The sequence below is a fragment of the Streptomyces vietnamensis genome (genome assembly GCF_000830005.1).
GTDB lineage: Bacteria > Actinomycetota > Actinomycetes > Streptomycetales > Streptomycetaceae > Streptomyces > Streptomyces vietnamensis.
Window position 1 is genome coordinate 8,133,999 of the sequence record NZ_CP010407.1, and the last position, 15,755, is coordinate 8,149,753.

Genomic DNA, 15,755 nt, shown 5'->3' on the forward strand with positions numbered 1-15,755 from the left:
TCGGCCATAGAATGTATAGCGCGACTGCAAGCATCTGCTCGGGGCGCCCGCTCACCCTGTCTGCCGCCTACTACTTGTTGACGGTGAAGCCCTGGTCGTTGCCGTACTTCACGCTCGCGTCCTGCCAGGCCTTCAGGCCGTCGGTGAGCTTGGTCGGGGAGACGTAGGCCTTGCCGACGGTGTCGTTGAAGATCGAGTTGGCGTACACCTGGTAGGGCAGGTAGGACCAGTCGGTGCCGACGTTCTTCGCGGACTCGGCGAAGATCTGGTTGGCCTTCTGGCCGCCGAAGTACGGGAAGGCGGTGTCGAGGAAGGCCTTGGACTCGAGGTCGGCGCGGGTCGCGGGGAACGCGCCCTGCGCGATGCGGGAGCTCGCTCCGGCGCCGGTGGTGGCGAACTCGGTGAAGGCGTAGGCGAGTTCCTTGTTCTTCGCGGCCTTCGGGACGGCGAGCGAGCTGCCGCCGTTCTCCGCACTGGCCTTGGCGCCCTTCGTCCACTGCGGGAGCGGGGCGACCCGCCAGTCGCCGGAGGCGGAGGCGACGCCGGAGGAGAGGTTGGCGGGCATCCAGGCGCCGGTGGAGAGGGTGGCGATGGAGCCGTCGGCGAGGCCCTTGTACCAGGCGTCGCTCCAGGAGGTGACGGGCGCGACCAGCTTCTCGTCGAGGAGCTTCTGCCAGGTGGCCGTGTACTTCTTGGTGCCCTCGTCACCGAAGTCGACGGTGACGTCCGTGCCGTCGGTCTTGTACGGGCGGCCGCCGGCCTGCCAGATCAGGCTGGTGGTGGCACCGGCGTCGCCCGTGTCGTTGGCGATGAAGACCTTCGGGTCGGCCTTGTGGAGGGCGCGGGCGGCGTCCACGTACTCGTCCCACGTGGTGGGGACCTTGATGCTGTGCTTGTCGAAGACCTTCTTGTTGTAGAAGAACGCCATCGGGCCGGAGTCCATCGGCAGGGCGTAGATGGACTTGTCCTGGTGGACGGCGTTCCACGGGCCGCCGGTGAAGTCCAGGGCGTGCTTCTGCGCGCCGTACGGGGCGAGGTCCTCGACGGACTTGGCGATGGTGAACTGGCCGAGCGCGTAGTACTCGACCTGGGCCACGTCGGGGGCGCCGGAGCCGGCCGCTATCGCGTTCTGCAGGGCGGTGTACTGCTTGTCGCCGGTGCCCGCGTTGACCAGCTCGACGTCGACCTTGGGGTACTTCTTCTCGAAGTCCTCCGCCACCTTCTTCAGCGTGGGCTCCCACGCCCACACGGTCACCTTGCCGCCCTTCGCCAGCGCGGCCGCGACGTCCTTCGGGCCCGCCGAGCCGGAGCCGCCGTCCGCGGCGTCGGAACCGCAGGCCGTGGCCGACAGCGCGAGGGCGGAGACCACGGCGAGCGCGCCGAGGAGTCTGCGGGTGGTGTGGATTCGCATGGGATGTGCTCCTGGAGGGTGATGAGGGTGGGAGAAGCCATGTGAGGGATGGATCAGGAGGGTGGAACGGGCGCGGTCACTCCTTGACGCTGCCCGCGGCCAGGCCGGACTGCCAGTACCGCTGGAGCAGGAGGAAGACCGCCACGATCGGGACGATCGTGAGCAGGGAGCCGGTGACGATGAGGTCGAAGACGGCCTCGCCGCCGGCGGTCTGGGCCTGGGCGTTCCAGGCGTTGAGCCCGAGGGTCAGCGGGTACCAGTCGGGGTCCTTGATCATGATCAGCGGCAGGAAGTAGTTGTTCCAGGTCGCGACCATCGAGAAGAGCAGAACCGTCACCGTGCCGGGCGTCAGCAGGGGAAGCGCGATGGTGAAGAAGGTCCGCAGCTCGCCGGAGCCGTCGATGCGCGCGGCCTCCAGGAGTTCCTTCGGTACGGCCTCGGCCGCGAAGACCCACATGAGGTAGAGCCCGAAGGGGGAGATGAGGGACGGGATGATGACGGCCCACGGGGTGTTCGTCAGGCCCATCTTGCTGAACATCAGGAAGGTGGGTACCGCGAGGGCGGTGCCGGGGACGGCCACGGCGCCGATGACCACCGCGAAGACCGCCTTGCGGCCGGGGAAGTCGTACTTGGCGAGGGCGTAGCCGCCGAGGACGGCGAGGACCGTGGCGCCGCCCGCGCCGGCGGCGACGTACAGCAGGGTGTTGAGCAGCCAGCGGACGAAGACGCCGTCGTCGTAGGTGAGCGTGCGGGTGACGTTGTCCCACAGGTTGAAGTCGTCGGCGAACCAGAGCCCGAAGGAGCCGAGCAGTCCCTTCTGGTCCTTGGTGGCGTTGATGAGCAGCCAGGCCAGGGGGAGCAGGGTGTAGACCAGGACGAGACCGGTGACGAGGGTCAGCGGGATGCTGGGGCGCGGGTCGAGCGGGGTGTGGGGGCGACGTGCGCGGCGCTTCGCCGTGGTGGCCGTGGTGGCCGAGGGGGTCCGGGTGAGGGTGGTGGTCATCGGCTCAGCCCTTCCGCATGCCGCGCAGCTGGACCGCGTAGGCGATGATCGCGGTGAGGACGCCCATCACGATCGCGACGGTCGCCGCGTAGTTGTGCTGCTGGCCCGAGAAGGACAGCGAGTAGGTGTAGAAGTTGGGGGTGAAGTCGCTGGTGATCGCGTTCGGCGCCAGCTTCTGGAGGATGCTGGGCTCGTTGAAGAGCTGGAAGCTGCCGATGATCGAGAAGATCGTCGCGATGACGAGCGAGCTGCGGATCGCCGGCAGCTTGATGGAGGCCACCACGCGCCACTCGCCCGCGCCGTCGATGGCGGCGGCCTCGTAGAGCGAGCGCGGCACGACCTTGAGGGCCGAGTAGAAGATCAGCATGTTGTAGCCGACGAACTCCCAGGTCACGATGTTGCCGATGGAGGCGAGGACCAGGGACGGGGAGAGGGGGTCGGGCAGGTCGACGCCGAGCGCGTCGTTGACGTTGCCGACCAGGCCGAACTGCGTGCCGTACATGAAGCCCCAGATCAGGCTGGCGACGACCGCGGGAACGGCGTACGGCAGGAAGACCGAGACGCGGAAGAATGTCTTCCCGTACAGGCGGCCGCTGTCGATCGCGAGGGCGACCAGCAGCGCGATGCCCAGCATGACGGGCACCTGGACCAGGAGGAAGAGGCCGACCTTGGTCAGCCCCTCCCAGAAGCGGGCGTCGGTCAGCGCCTCGCGGTAGTTGTCGAGGCCGACGAAGGAGGTGCCGCCGATGAGCCGGTCCTGGAACAGGCTCAGGTACAGCGCGTATCCGATCGGCGCGAGGAAGACCAGTGCGAAGACCGCGACGAACGGGCCGGCGAAGCCCCAGCCCACGAGGGCCTCCTTGCGCAGCCGGAGGCGTGGTCGTGTACGGGGCGGTGGTGCTGCCGCGGCACGCGTCGACAGGGTCGTCATGAGGCGGGTCCTTGCGTCGATGACCGAGCGGTCCGGAGGTGGAAAAGGCCCCGAGGGGGCTGGCCGACGAGAAATGTTTACGTAATCATCGGTAGCGTGATGGTGACACTCCCACCCGGGAGCGTCAAGAACGAAGTGGCATCGAGTGAGAGGGATTCGGGTGACGGAACAGGGCGAGAACGGCCGCCGGGCGACGGGCCGAGGAGGCAGGGGACGGCCGCGGCGGGTCTCCATGGCGGACGTCGCCGCACTCGCGGGAGTGTCCTCGCAGACCGTCTCGCGCGTCTCGAACGGGGACCCCGCCGTCATCGAGAGCACCCGCCAGAAGGTCCTCGACGCCATGAAGGAGCTCGGCTACCGGCCCAACAGCGCCGCCCGCGCCCTCAAGAGGGGCGACTTCCGCGCCATCGGCGTCATCACCATGGGCCTGTCCAGCACCGGCAACGTGCGCACCCTCGAGGCCATCGCGGGGTCCGCCTCACGCGCCGGATACGCGGTCACCCTCATCCCCCTCGACGCCCCGACCCAGGACAACGTGCGCGGGGCCTTCACCCGGCTCGACGAGCTCGCCGTCGACGCCGTGATCCTCATCATGGAGGTGCGCCTCCTCGACACGACGGCGCTGCGGCTCCCGCCGCACGTCAAGGTGGTCGTGGTGGACTCCGACGCCACCGGACGCTTCCCCGTCGTGGACACCGACCAGCGGCAGGGCGCGCGCAGCGCCGTACGGCATCTGCTCGACCTCGGGCACGAGACCGTGTGGCACCTGGCGGGACCCGAGGAGTCCTTCGCCGCGGGGCGCCGCGCGGAGGCCTGGGAGGCGGCCCTGCGCGAGGAGGGGCGGAAGGTGCCCCCGGTGCTCCGGGGGGACTGGACGCCCGAGTCCGGTTACGGGGCGGGGCTCGCGCTCGCCGAGGAGGCGGGCTGCACCGCGGTCTTCGTCGCCAACGACCAGATGGCCCTCGGTGTGCTGCGCGCCTTCCACGAGCGGGGCGTGCGGGTGCCCGAGGACGTCAGCGTCGTCGGATTCGACGACATCGCCGAGGCCTCCTCCTTCATCCCGCCGCTGACGACGGTCCACCAGGACTTCGGGAAGGTCGGGGAGTTGTGCGTCGAAGCCGCCCTGCGGGAGCTGCGCGGCGAGACGGTGACGGGCGTGCAGCTCGTGCCGACGAGCCTGGTGGAGCGCGCCAGCACGGCGGTGCCCGGGCGGGGCGACCGACCGGCCTGACCGTGCGGGGGCTTCGGCGGCCGACGGCGCCCAGGTCTCCCAGTACGCCTGCAACGGCGGCGCCAACCAGCAGCTGACCTTCGGCTGACGCGCACGCGAAACAGGCCGGGCACCGACTCAGTCGGTGCCCGGCCTTCTCGTACGTCTACGGGCTCTCGGTCACTCCTCCGTCGGACCGAGGTCGGCCGTCTCGCGGAAGTCGACCGTGGCGGCCCGGTGCCCGGCGTGGAGTTCCAGGACCACGACCTCGTTCGTGCCGGCGCGCAGGACGGGCGCGGGGACGTACAGCGACTTCTGCGGGCCGCGGGACCAGTGGCGGCCGAGCGCGAAGCCGTTGACCCAGGCGTTGCCCTTGGTCCAGCCGTCGAGGTGCAGGAAGGTGTCGGCCGGCTCGGTGACCTCGAAGGTGCCGCGGTGCAGGGTGGGACCGACGGGCGTGCGCGCGGTGGTCGCGAAGGGGATGCCCTCCAGGGTGGCGAGCGGCAGCGGGCGGCTGGTCCAGCCGACGAGCTCGGAGCCGTCGAGGAGGACCTTCCCGAGGAGCCCCTTGCGGTCGTGGATGCCCTGCCCGTAGTTCACGCGGCCCTGGTTCTCGACCAGGATCTGGAGCCTGCCGCCGGCCCGGGGCGCGTGGAAGGCCAGGGAGTGCTCGTGGTTCTCCCGTTCGAGGACGCCGACGGGCTGTCCGTCGACGAAGACCTGGGCACGGTCGCGGACCTGCTCGACCTCGAGGAGCGCGGGGCCCACCAGGGGCAGCACGGTCTCGTAGAGGACGAAACCGAAGTCCTGCTCCAGTTCCTCCATGGTGAGGGGGCGCATCGAGTCGACGCCGGGCGCGAGGGCGGCGACGTCGTCGAGCAGGCCGGCGCTCTCGGTGAGCCGGACGGCCGGGACGGCCAGCTTCGGGCCGGGTGCGGGGACGGGCTCGTCCGGCACGGGCGCGTACTTGGCGATGACGTCGCGGAAGGCGGTGAACTTCGCCGCCGGGTCCCCGGCCTCGTCGAGCGGGGAGTCGTAGTCGTAGGAGGTGATGGTGGGGCGGTAGGTGTGCTTGTCGTTGGCGCCGTTGGTGAAGCCGAAGTTGGTGCCGCCGTGGAACATGTAGAAGTTGACCGAGGCCCCGGTGGCGAGCAGTTCGTCGAGCTCGCGGGCCGCCTCCTCGGGGTCGCGGACCACATGGCGGGCGCCCCAGCGGTCGAACCAGCCGATCCAGAACTCCGAGGTCATCAGCGGCCCTTCCGGGCGCTTCGCGCGCAGCTCGGCGAGGTGCTCGGCGGAGCGGCTGCCGAAGTTGGCGGTGGCGAGGACGTCGGGGAGCGCGCCGCGCTCCAGGTCGACCGGCTGGTCGCAGGTGAAGAGGGGTACGTCGACGCCGACGCGGCGCAGGGAGTCGGCGATGTGCTCCATGTACGCGGTGTCGTCGCCGAACGCCCCGTACTCGTTCTCCACCTGCACGGCCAGGACCGGCCCGCCGTTCGAGGCGAGGTGGGGCAGGAGCGGGGTGAGCAGGCGCTCGAAGTAGTCGTCCACGGCGGCCAGGAAGCGCGGGTCGCGGGTGCGCAGCCGGATGTCGGGCTCGGCGAGCAGCCAGGACGGCAGGCCGCCGCCCTCCCACTCGGCGCAGATGTACGGGCCGGGGCGCAGCAGCACGTGCAGCCCCTCGGCGGCGGCCAGCTCGACGAACCGGGGCAGGTCGAGCCCGCCGTCCAGGACGAAGTGGTCCGGGCGCGGCTGGTGGAGGTTCCAGGGGACGTAGGTCTCGACGGTGTTGAGGCCCATGAGCCGGGCCTTGTGCAGCCGGTCCGCCCACTGCTCGGGGTGGACCCGGAAGTAGTGCAGCCCGCCGGACAGGAGCCGGAAGGGTTGGCCGTCGAGCAGGAAGCCGGTCTGGTCTGTCCGGAGAACGGGCATGCGCGTGGTGCTCCTGTGTTCGGGGTGGGTGCGGGGTGGGAGGCGTGCCCCACCCAAGACATGTTTACGTAAACATGACTCCCGTGGCAAGCCTCGTCCCGGGGAGTGGCCGGGAAGGGTGCCGTGGCGCGGGCCTGGCAGCGGCACCGGGCCCTCTACGAGGCCGTCGCCGCCTGGCAGCCCGAAGCCGCCCGGGCGTGGGCGACCGTGCACGTGGCCGGGGTCGAGCAGTGGCTGAGGGGACGCTCGACGCGTTGGAGGTCGAGCGCACCTGAGGGGCCGTATCCCCGGGGTCATTGCCGGGGATACGGCCCCTCAGAAGGAGCGCCGTGCGGAGTCGGGTCGGATCAGTTGACCGACCACCGCTGCAGGGCCGAGCCGGTGTCCGGCTGCTGTGTCACGAGCGCCCCGCTGGCGGTGGAGGCCGTGGTGAGCAGCAGGCCGCTGCGGGCCGAGGCGACCGTGACGGAGCCGTCGGGGAGCCGTCGGACGTTCCACCGCTGGTTGCTGTCCCCGCTGCACTGCCACTGGATGATCGCGGCGCCGGCGGCGGTGGAGCCGCCGTTGACGTCGGCGCACAGGCCCGACCTGGCGTTGACGAGCTCGTAGGAGCCGTCGGACTGCCGGACGAACTGCCACTTCTGGTTGGTCTTGCCGCCGGCGGTCACCGTGGTGAGCTGGCGTCCCGCGGTGGTGCTGTTGCCGTTGTCGAGCGCCTTGCCCCCGGTGATCAGGCGGTGGGTTCCGCTGAAGTCGGGGTTGACGGTCCAGGCGAAGGCGACCGAGCTGGTGGCGGTGCCGGACGAGGCGGTGACCGTGACCTGGGAGGTCCCGGCCGTGGTCGGGGTGCCGGTGATCAGGCCCGCGGAGCTGATCGACAGGCCCGCCGGAAGGCCGGTCGCCGAGAAGGTCAGCGGCTTGCCGGCGTTGTCCGTGGCGCTCAGCCGCAGGGAGACCGCCGCCCCCGCCGGACCGGACTGGTCACCCGGGCTGTTGAAGACGATCGTCTCGGGGGCCGAGCCGGTCTGGGTGAAGGAGAGGGTCTGCTCGGCGGCCGTGCGCCCGCCGCCCACCGCGCTGCCGGTGCTGTCCGTCCAGGAGCGGCCGGGCGTGGTCTCGGCCAGGCGGCCGGTGGCCGCGGACATGCCGATCACCAGGCCGCTGTAGCGGTTGACCAGCCGGAAGGTCCCCGGGTTCGAGGTGCTGGGGACGATCCACCACTGCTGTCCGGCGCTCGCGCCGCTGCTGCCGGCCGCGGTGACGGTGGGGCGGGTGCCCCAGGCGCGGTCGGCGGTGGCGGTCGAGTCGACGCCGAGGAGCTGACCGGTCGCCGAGTTGACGATCCGGTACGAGCCGTCGCCGTGGGCCAGGAACGTCCACGACTCCAGGGCGGAGCCGGTGGCGGTGGCCACCGAGGTGGTCGTCGAGCCGCCGGAGACCTGCGCGAGGACCCGGCCGTCGGCGCTGCCGATCCGGTAGGTCTTCGTGGTGTCGACCGGTGCGGCGGGCGCGTCCGTGTCGACGGTGATGTTCGCGTACTCGCCGCTCGACGTGGCGCAGGCGATGGAACAGTACGACCGGAAGGTCTTGCCGACGATCGTCGAGTCGGTGCGGTTCACGTTGTCCAGGAACCAGCGGTACCAGGAGCCCGAGGTGTAGCTGCCGCTGTCGCCGATCAGCCGCCACTTCTGGGTGGCGAGGTCGTCGGTGACGTAGAAGCGCTGCGGCGCCGTGCCGGAGACGACCTCGGGCTCGCCGATGTACAGGCCGAGGTGGGCGTCGTAGGCGATGTTCATGATGAACAGGTCGGACTTGGCGGGGAGTTGGCCGGCCGCGACCTGCTGGTCGACGGTTCCGGTGTTGGCCGGGTCGTAGTCGTCGGCGACCGGGGTGTAGCCGTTGGGGTTGGCCGTGGTGGCCGGCACCATGTTGCTTTCCCTGCCGCCGACGCCGGGCTGCGTCCAGGCGCCGTCGTACCACTTCTGCCAGGAACCGCTGGCCATCTTGCCGGAGATCGGGGCGCGTGCGACGTGCGCGAGGCCGCCGTTGCTGCCGCCGGCCCCGCCCTTGGGGATGACGCGGGAGCCGTAGTAGACGTAGAAGTAGCCCGAGGCGGTGTCGACGAACAGGCGGGGATCGCCGTTGCCGTAGTGGTACGTCTGGTTCGGGAAGGCCGCGTTGTCGCCGCGGGCGGTGCTGTACGCGGAGGTGATGGCGTGGCCCTCGATGGTCCAGGTCCGGCCCTGGTCGGTGGACCTGGCGTAGTCGATGGCGTCGTAGTGCAGTCCGTCGCCGAAGGGCTGCGGCGTGAACTCGTTGTGCACGAGGCCGTACCAGTCGCCGGTGTCGGGGTCGACCCAGGTGCCGACGAGGTCGCAGTAGTTCTTCTGCGAGTAGCCGGAGCCTGCGGGCGCGGGGGTGGACTCCACGCCGGTGGGGCTGTTGTTGCAGCGCCAGGTGGTGTCGTCGTTCCGGTCGGAGCTGTTCGCCGGGTTCACGGCGTCGCTGATCGGCGACCTTGTGGCGGATTCGAGGTCCTTGCCGGTGTAGAACTCCCAGTACCGGGGGTCGTTCGCGCCGTAGAGGGCGGCGGACTGCTGGAAGTAGAACGTCCCGTCCTTGTCGATGTACGTCGCGGCCGGGGTGTCCGTGGGGTACGCGTAGCTTCCGACCGATCCGACGGACACCGTGTAGGTGGCGGCGGTGGTCGTGGCCGACGCGGGCGCGGCCACCGAGGCCGTGCCGACGGCGGCGGTGAGGGCGGTGGCGAACAGGGCGCCACGGAACCTTCTTCGAGCGGCTGACACTGGTCCTCCCTGTGGGGTGGTGAGGTGCGCATGTCACGCACCTGCCCGATGGGCGGCCCCCTGCGGCGGAGACAGGGGGCCGGGTCTCAGTCTTCCGTCATGCGGAAGTCGTACTCGGGAGGTACGGGCTGCCCTGGATGTACGGCGATCCACAGCCGGTCGAGGGAGACCTCGCCCTCACGCATGTTGTCCACCCGGATGCCCTCGGCGAGCAGCCGCCGCACCCGGTCCTCGTCCCCCAGGGCGTACGCGGCCTTCGCCTCGGCGAGGCGGACCCGGCCATGGCCGCGGGCCGGTCCGCGCAGCGCCTCGACGACGGCGAGCGCCTCCTCCGGGCGCTCGGCCCGCAGGAGCGCGTCCAGTACCTCGACGGTCAGCTCGAACAGGTCCGGGCGCAGCCGGTGCGCCTCGACCATCAGCGCGGCGGCTTCGGCGGCTTCGGCGGGGGAGTCGGCCAGGAAGGCGAGCGCCCGCAGCACCCACGGCGTCGGCCGCTCGGCGAGCGAGCGCCGCCAGGCGTCGCGCGCGGCCTCCCGCTCGCCGTCGGCCAGCCGGACAAGACCCAGGTGGTACAGGGCGTGCCAGTCGCGCGCCCCCTTCTCCAGGAGCCTCCGCCAGTGCGCCCCGGTGACGGGAGCGGCCGGCGGGTCGCAGGCCGGCAGGGTGCCGGTCGCGAGCAGCTGCCGCCAGGGCTCCTGCTCGGGGCCCGGCGCGCCGAACGGCAGCAGGGGAGAGGCGGGGAGCCGACCCGCCTCGATCTCCAGGGCTGCCCAGCCGGACCCCTCGGCGAGCAGGGCCTCCGGCTCGCCGAACCCGTCGGCCTCGGCCAGGGCACGGTCGAGCTCCGCGGCGGGGACCAGCCGGTCCAGGGCGTCGGCCACGGCCCACCGGGCCTCGCCCCAACTCCCGTGCACGGCCTCGGGGTCGGCCTCCAGGAGCCCGTATGCCTCGACCCACGACCAGGTGGCACCGCCGGGCATCGGCAGGTGCTCCAGCTGGGTGCGGGCGAGCCCGGCCTGGATCTCCAGATAGGACGAGTCCGGTCCGGAGAGCCACTCCTGCCAGTGCTTCCCGCCCGTGGACGTGCCCCAGCAGAAGAGCTTGCGGCCGCGCAGCCGGTCCGTGGACGTCTGGACCAGTCCCGTACCGCTCGCGTCGAGCGCGGCGATCCAGCGGCGCTCGCCGGCCGGGACGTCGAGGAAGTAGTCCGCGGCCCGGGCGGCCCGGCCCGGGTAACTGCGGTCCTCGGCCTCGACGACCGGGAATCCCACCCGCTTCAGGTCGCTGACGTAGTCGCAGTGGAAGGCGTGGTCGGACGGGGCGAGCACCCGTACGTCGGCGGCCTCCGGCACGGCGATGTTCGACCACCAGTAGACCGGGGTCTCCTCCTCCGCCGGATTGTGCACGGCGACGTGGACGAGGAGGACCGGCGAGCCGGCCGGCAGCCAGGCGTCCATCCGCAGCACCAGGCCGCGCAGCCGCTCGAAGGCGAACATCCGCAGCACCGGCGTCCCGGCCGGCGCGCTCACCTTCACCGCGTGCAGCGGCTCGCAGGTCAGCGGCCAGTGGCCGGTCGTGCCGAGGTTCCACTCCACGCCGCCGGCCAGCCAGGCGTCGCGCAGGGCGAGGTTGGCCGGCTGGAGCACGGGGTTGCGGTGCAGCAGTTCGCGGCCGGTCGGCCGGTGGACGAGCGACCAGAGCCGGCCCCCGTACCCGGGCAGGAAGGTGGCCGTGAGGTGCTCGTTCTCCAGGACCACGGTGGGCAGTTCGCGCGCGGTCCGCTCGCGGTCGTACCCGTCCTGCCGGGTGTACGGAAGGAGTGCGTGCGGTGCTCCGTACACCAGGTTCCGGCGCATCTCGTCGTCGATCCCGGCGCCCTCCGCGGTGTACGAGGAGATGCCGTGCAGGATCGGCAGCGTGCCGACCGGGTCGGCGGCCCCCTCGATCCGGAGGACGTCGGTGCGCAGTGTCGAGGTCATGTGCCGGGTCATTTGCCGATCCCCACGGTCATGCCCTGGATGATGCGCGTCCCCATCCAGGAGAACAGCGCGATCATCGGGGCGAGGATGACGCAGACTCCGGCGAACATCGTTCCGTAGTCGAGTCCGTTGAGCTGCGCGGAGGCGACGAAGGACGCGAGCGCCACCGGCAGGGTGATCTGTTCCTGGCTGTGCGTCAGGACGAGGGCGAACAGGGTCTCGTTCCAGGCGCTGATGAACTGCAGGAGGAAGGCGGTGATCAGCCCGCCCCGGGCCACCGGCAGCACGACCTGGACGAAGGAGCGCAGCGGTCCCGCGCCGTCCAGGGCGGCGGCCTCCTCCAGGACCGCCGGGATGCCGGAGAAGAAGCCCGTCAGCATGAAGACGGTGAAGGGCATCGCGAGGCCGACGTAGACGAGGGTCAGGCCGAACTGGCTGTCGGTCAGGTCCACCTGGGCCATGCCGACGAACAGCGGCACCACGAGGACCTGCCCGGGTACGCCGAGGCCCATCGCGAAGGTCATCGTGAGCGCGGACGAGGTCCGCGTGCGGCGGCGCGCGAGGGCGTAGGCGCACGGCGCGGCGAGGGCGACGGCGACCAGCGAGGACGCGGTCGAGACGACGACGCTGTTGAGCGCGGCGGGCCCGAAGCCGCCCTCGTCGAACGCCTTGGCGTAGTTGCCGAAGTGCGGCGGGAGGGGAAGCCCGAAGGCCTCGTGCAGGATGTCGGTGCTGCCCCGTATCGACGTCAGCGCGATCCAGAGGATCAGCAGGAGGTCCGCGGCCACCACGCACCAGACGAACGCCGTGGCGATCCGTCTCACCGGGCCGGGCGACCCGTGTTCGCTTCGCATGTGCTGTGACCTTTCTCAGTACTCGAGGGGCTCGCGGCGCATCAGCCGCCGCATGACCACCGTCACCACGGTCACCATCACCAGGCTGACCAGCGCGGCCGCCGTGGCCATGCCGAGCCGGGGCACCGTGGCCTGCGGGAACGCCTGGGTGTACACGTACAGCGCGGTGTTCCAGCTCTCGGCCGGCGGATAGGAACTGCTCGTGCCGCCGAACAGCAGGATCAGCTCGAAGATCTTGACCGAGCTGACCGTCCACAGCACCGCGCAGACCGAGATGACGTCCCAGGCGCACGGCAGGGTCACATGGCGGAAGCGCTGGAAGGCGTTGGCGCCGTCGAGTTCGGCGGCCTCGTAGAGGTGGGGCGGGATCTGGTCGACGGCGGCCATGATGATCGCGGTGTAGTAGCCGGTCGCGGTCCAGACCAGCGTGCCGAGGATCATCGGCAGCAGGTTGTCCGTCGACAGCCATTTCGGCGGTGTGGTGACCCCGAGGAAGTGCAGCGCCTGGTTGACCGGGCCGTCCGGGGAGAACAGGAAGCCCGCGGCGATACCGAAGACCATGCCGTTGACCAGGCACGGGAAGAACAGTACGGACCGGGCGAAGAGCCGTGCCTTCATCTCCCGCAGGACCAGGGTCAGCAGGAAGCTGATCGCGAAGGTGAGCGTTCCGCCGATCACCATCAGCTTGAAGGTGTTGACCAGCGAGGTCCGGAAGAACGGGTCCTCGAAGAGCAGCTGGTAGTTCTTGAGCCCGCGCCACTCCATCGCGCCCATGCCGTCCCACTTGTACAGGCTGGTCCAGATCGCGTAGCCGACCGGGGCGAGGAAGAGGACCGCGTACGCGAGGATCGCGGGTGCGGTGAACGGCAGGAACATCCGGCGCTGCTGACGGGCCTGGGGGCCGGTGCCATGGCGACGGGAGGCCCGGCCGGCGCCCCGGACGGTGTCCGTCCGGGGTCGGTCGTGGAGCGTGGTGGTCACGGTCTCAGCCCTGGGTCTTCCAGTACGAGACCTGGTCGGCCTTGCACTTCGCGACGAACTGCGCGGCGGTGGTCTTGCCGTGCCACAGGTCGAGGAAGTTCTGGCTGAAGACCTTCGCGGGCCACTCGCCGGCGACGCCGTCGAAGGGCAGGCGGACGGTCGAGGCGCTCAGCGTCTTCTGGGCCGCCTCGAGTCCGGCCGGGGCGGGGATGTCCTCACGCGGGGTGAGGTTGAGCGCCTTGGTCGCCATCCCCGCCATCTGCTTCTTCTGCATGAAGAAGGCGATGAACTTCTCCGCCGGCTCGGCGTGCTCGGCCTTCTTGGGGACCGAGAAGCCGAACACCGTGGCGTCCGCGCTCTTCACCCCGGGCGGCAGCATCGAACCGAACTTCCAGTCGGGCGGCACCTGCTTGGCCACCTCGGCGGTGATCCAGTTGCCGTTCATGTAGAACGCGGACTTGCCGGAGGCCCAGTTGGTCTCCTGCGCCGGGTACTTGGTGGCGTCGTAGCCGGGGATGATGTGACCGCCCTTGACGAGCTGCTCGACCTGCTGCGCGGCCTTGAGGACCGCCGGGTCGTCCCACGTGGCCCCGGACTTGTCCGCGGCGAGCTTGCCGACGTCCACGCCGCCGGCGTTGAGCAGGTAGTCGATGTACAGGCCGTTCATCCACCAGTCCTCGCCGTCGGAGCCGATGCACGGCTTCTTCTTGGCCTTGAGGGCGTCGCAGACCTTGAGGAAGCCCGCCCAGTCCGCCGGGGCGCTCGGGATCGCGGCGGTGACGTCCGGGTCGGCGGCGTTGTAGAAGAGGCCGGTGGTGGCGACCTCGTACGGGATGACGTAGTGGTTCGAGCCGCCCGGGTCCTTCGGCAGCATGTCGAAGTACTTGGCCGGTATGACCTGCGAGACCGGAACGTTCTCGCCGGGCACCTGCGCGGAGAGGACGGAGGACAGGTCGCGGGCCTGGCCGGCCGAGGCGACGGCGCCGAAGATCGCGTCGTTGGCCTGGTCCCAGAGGTCGGGGGCCTGGTTCGCCGCGATCGCCGGTCCGATCTTCTTCGACACGTCCCGGCCGACCCAGTCGACCTCGACCTTGATGCCCGTCGACTTGGTGAACTCGGCGATCGAGGCCTTCAGCACCTGGGCCTGCGGCTCGTCGGCCCGCCACATCGACCAGTAGGTGAAGCTCTTCGCGTCGCCGCCGCCGTCCGAGCCGCCGCCGCAGGCGCTGAGCCCGAGGGCGAGGGCGGTGACGGTGAGAGCCCCCACGGTGCGGGTGACGACGGGCAGGGTGGATCTACGCATGGAGGTGTCCTCTCGGTGGTGCCGAATGGTTGGGAACCGTAGAGGCCAATTGACCGGTAAAACAAGACCCTTGGCGAGAATTGGTGATCGATCGTGTTCGGTTGTGGGGCGTTGCTGCCTGGCAGGTGCGTGCTCGCCCGAGGAATCGATCAAGAAGTCTTGACTCGTTTCCCGTGAGGCCCTTACGTTCGAGCCACCTAGATGGACCGGTCAAATGGGGGAGCGCTGATGGTGACGATGCAGGACGTGGCCGAACGCGCCGGCGTCACGAAGCAGACCGTCTCGAACGTCATCAGCGGACGCGTGGCCGTGCGTCCCGCGACCGCCGCCCGAGTGCGCGCCGCGATCGACGAGCTCGGCTACACGCCCAACCTGGTGGCGCGGTCCCTGGCCACCGGAAGCACCAAGACGGTCGGGCTCTTCGTGCCCACCGTGGGGGGCGCCTTCTACTCCGAGGTCGTCGAGACCGCCGAGGACGTCCTGGAGGAGCACGGCTACCACCTGCTCCTCTGCACCACCCGCCTCGACGGCGAGCGGGCCCGCAGGCACCTCGCGGGCCTCACCAGCCGGTCCGTCGACGCCCTGCTCGTCGCGGGCGACCGCGACCTCATCGACCATCTGCCGCTCCTCGCCGACGCCCGCTTCCCGGTCGCCCTGTGCGCCTGGGAGACCGACGCGCCGGTCGACTTCCCGGTGGTCACCATCGACTACGAGCACGCCGGCTTCCTCGCCGGACGCCACCTGCGCGAGCTCGGCCACGAGCGCGTGGCCGTCCTCACCAGCCCGGACCACGCCCCCCGCGTGGCCGGCTTCCGGCGCGCGTTCGCCGCCGACGGCCTGACCGTCCCCGACAGCGCCGTCCACATCGCGGCCGAACCGAGCGCGGCGGGCGGCTACGCCGCGGCGAACGAGGCGTTCGCCGCCGACCCGGCGCTGACCGCGATCTTCGCCACCCACGACATCCTCTCCCCGGGCGTCCTGGAGGCCGCGCGGGCCGCCGGACGCTCCGTACCGGACGACCTCTCGCTCGTCGGCCACGACGACGACCCCGAGGTGCGCTCCGGACTCGGACGACCGGCGCTCACCAGCGTCGCCGTCCCCACCCGCGACATGGCCCGCCAGGCCGTCGAACTGCTCCTTCGCGCCCTCACCAAGTCGGGCACCGTGGTCAACTCGCTCCAGCTGCTGAGGCCCGAGCTCATCGTCCGCGACAGCACCTGCCCGCCCCGGTCCGCCCGGGCGTGAGCGCGCGGGGTGCGCGGCGGCTTCCGAAACCCGGCTCCGAAACCTGGCTCCGAAACCGGCTTCCGGAACTCGGCTTCCGGAACCGGCTTCCGAAAACCC

Annotated in this window: 11 protein-coding genes; 2 read left to right on the plus strand and 9 right to left on the minus strand. The window is 70.8% G+C overall.

All coding sequences use genetic code 11. The annotated features are described in order from the left end of the window. Window positions 1-70 precede the first annotated feature (70 nt). From SVTN_RS36250 to SVTN_RS36260, 3 genes are all read right to left on the minus strand, one after another. Window positions 71-1,411: an ABC transporter substrate-binding protein gene (locus SVTN_RS36250; protein ID WP_041132883.1), complete on the minus strand. Its 1,341-nt coding sequence runs from the start codon at window positions 1,409-1,411 to the stop codon at window positions 71-73. Between the two features lie 76 nt (window positions 1,412-1,487). Then, on the minus strand, window positions 1,488-2,414 hold the full coding sequence (locus SVTN_RS36255) for a carbohydrate ABC transporter permease (RefSeq protein ID WP_041132884.1): 927 nt from the start codon (window positions 2,412-2,414) through the stop codon (window positions 1,488-1,490). A 4-nt stretch (window positions 2,415-2,418) separates the two neighbouring features. Continuing rightward, window positions 2,419-3,345, minus strand: a complete 927-nt coding sequence (locus SVTN_RS36260) for a carbohydrate ABC transporter permease (RefSeq protein WP_041132885.1) — start codon at window positions 3,343-3,345, stop codon at window positions 2,419-2,421. A gap of 232 nt (window positions 3,346-3,577) precedes the next feature. Here SVTN_RS36260 and SVTN_RS36265 point away from each other — a divergent pair, with 232 nt between their 5' ends. Then, window positions 3,578-4,576 carry a LacI family DNA-binding transcriptional regulator gene (locus tag SVTN_RS36265; protein WP_041132886.1) on the plus strand — a complete coding sequence of 333 codons (999 nt, stop codon included), beginning with the start codon at window positions 3,578-3,580 and terminating at the stop codon, window positions 4,574-4,576. Window positions 4,577-4,735: 159 nt separating this feature from the next. On the opposite strand, the gene SVTN_RS36270 is transcribed toward SVTN_RS36265, so the two are convergent. The 6 genes from SVTN_RS36270 to SVTN_RS36295 all read right to left on the minus strand — a co-directional run bounded on the left by SVTN_RS36270 (window position 4,736) and on the right by SVTN_RS36295 (window position 14,411). Next, window positions 4,736-6,487 (minus strand): glycoside hydrolase family 35 protein, encoded by a 1,752-nt coding sequence (locus SVTN_RS36270; protein WP_041132887.1) that lies wholly within the window; start codon window positions 6,485-6,487, stop codon window positions 4,736-4,738. Between the two features lie 347 nt (window positions 6,488-6,834). Continuing rightward, entirely contained in the window at window positions 6,835-9,294 is a 2,460-nt protein-coding gene (locus SVTN_RS36275; protein WP_041132888.1) for an RICIN domain-containing protein, read from the minus strand. 86 nt (window positions 9,295-9,380) lie between these two features. Then, complete coding sequence (locus SVTN_RS36280; RefSeq protein WP_041134620.1) at window positions 9,381-11,273, minus strand: DUF5107 domain-containing protein; 1,893 nt, start codon at window positions 11,271-11,273, stop codon at window positions 9,381-9,383. Between the two features lie 8 nt (window positions 11,274-11,281). Further along, entirely contained in the window at window positions 11,282-12,127 is an 846-nt protein-coding gene (locus SVTN_RS36285) for a carbohydrate ABC transporter permease (protein WP_041132889.1), read from the minus strand. A gap of 15 nt (window positions 12,128-12,142) precedes the next feature. Next, the gene (locus tag SVTN_RS36290) at window positions 12,143-13,108 is read right to left on the minus strand and encodes a carbohydrate ABC transporter permease (protein ID WP_245727766.1); all 966 of its coding nucleotides are present in this window, start codon (window positions 13,106-13,108) and stop codon (window positions 12,143-12,145) included. Window positions 13,109-13,112: 4 nt separating this feature from the next. Then, window positions 13,113-14,411 carry an ABC transporter substrate-binding protein gene (locus SVTN_RS36295; protein WP_041132890.1) on the minus strand — a complete coding sequence of 433 codons (1,299 nt, stop codon included), beginning with the start codon at window positions 14,409-14,411 and terminating at the stop codon, window positions 13,113-13,115. A 228-nt stretch (window positions 14,412-14,639) separates the two neighbouring features. On the opposite strand from SVTN_RS36295, the gene SVTN_RS36300 reads away from it, so the two are divergent. Then, a complete protein-coding gene (locus tag SVTN_RS36300) occupies window positions 14,640-15,656 on the plus strand; it encodes a LacI family DNA-binding transcriptional regulator (RefSeq protein WP_041132891.1) in 1,017 nt (338 codons plus the stop codon). Window positions 15,657-15,755 lie beyond the last annotated feature (99 nt).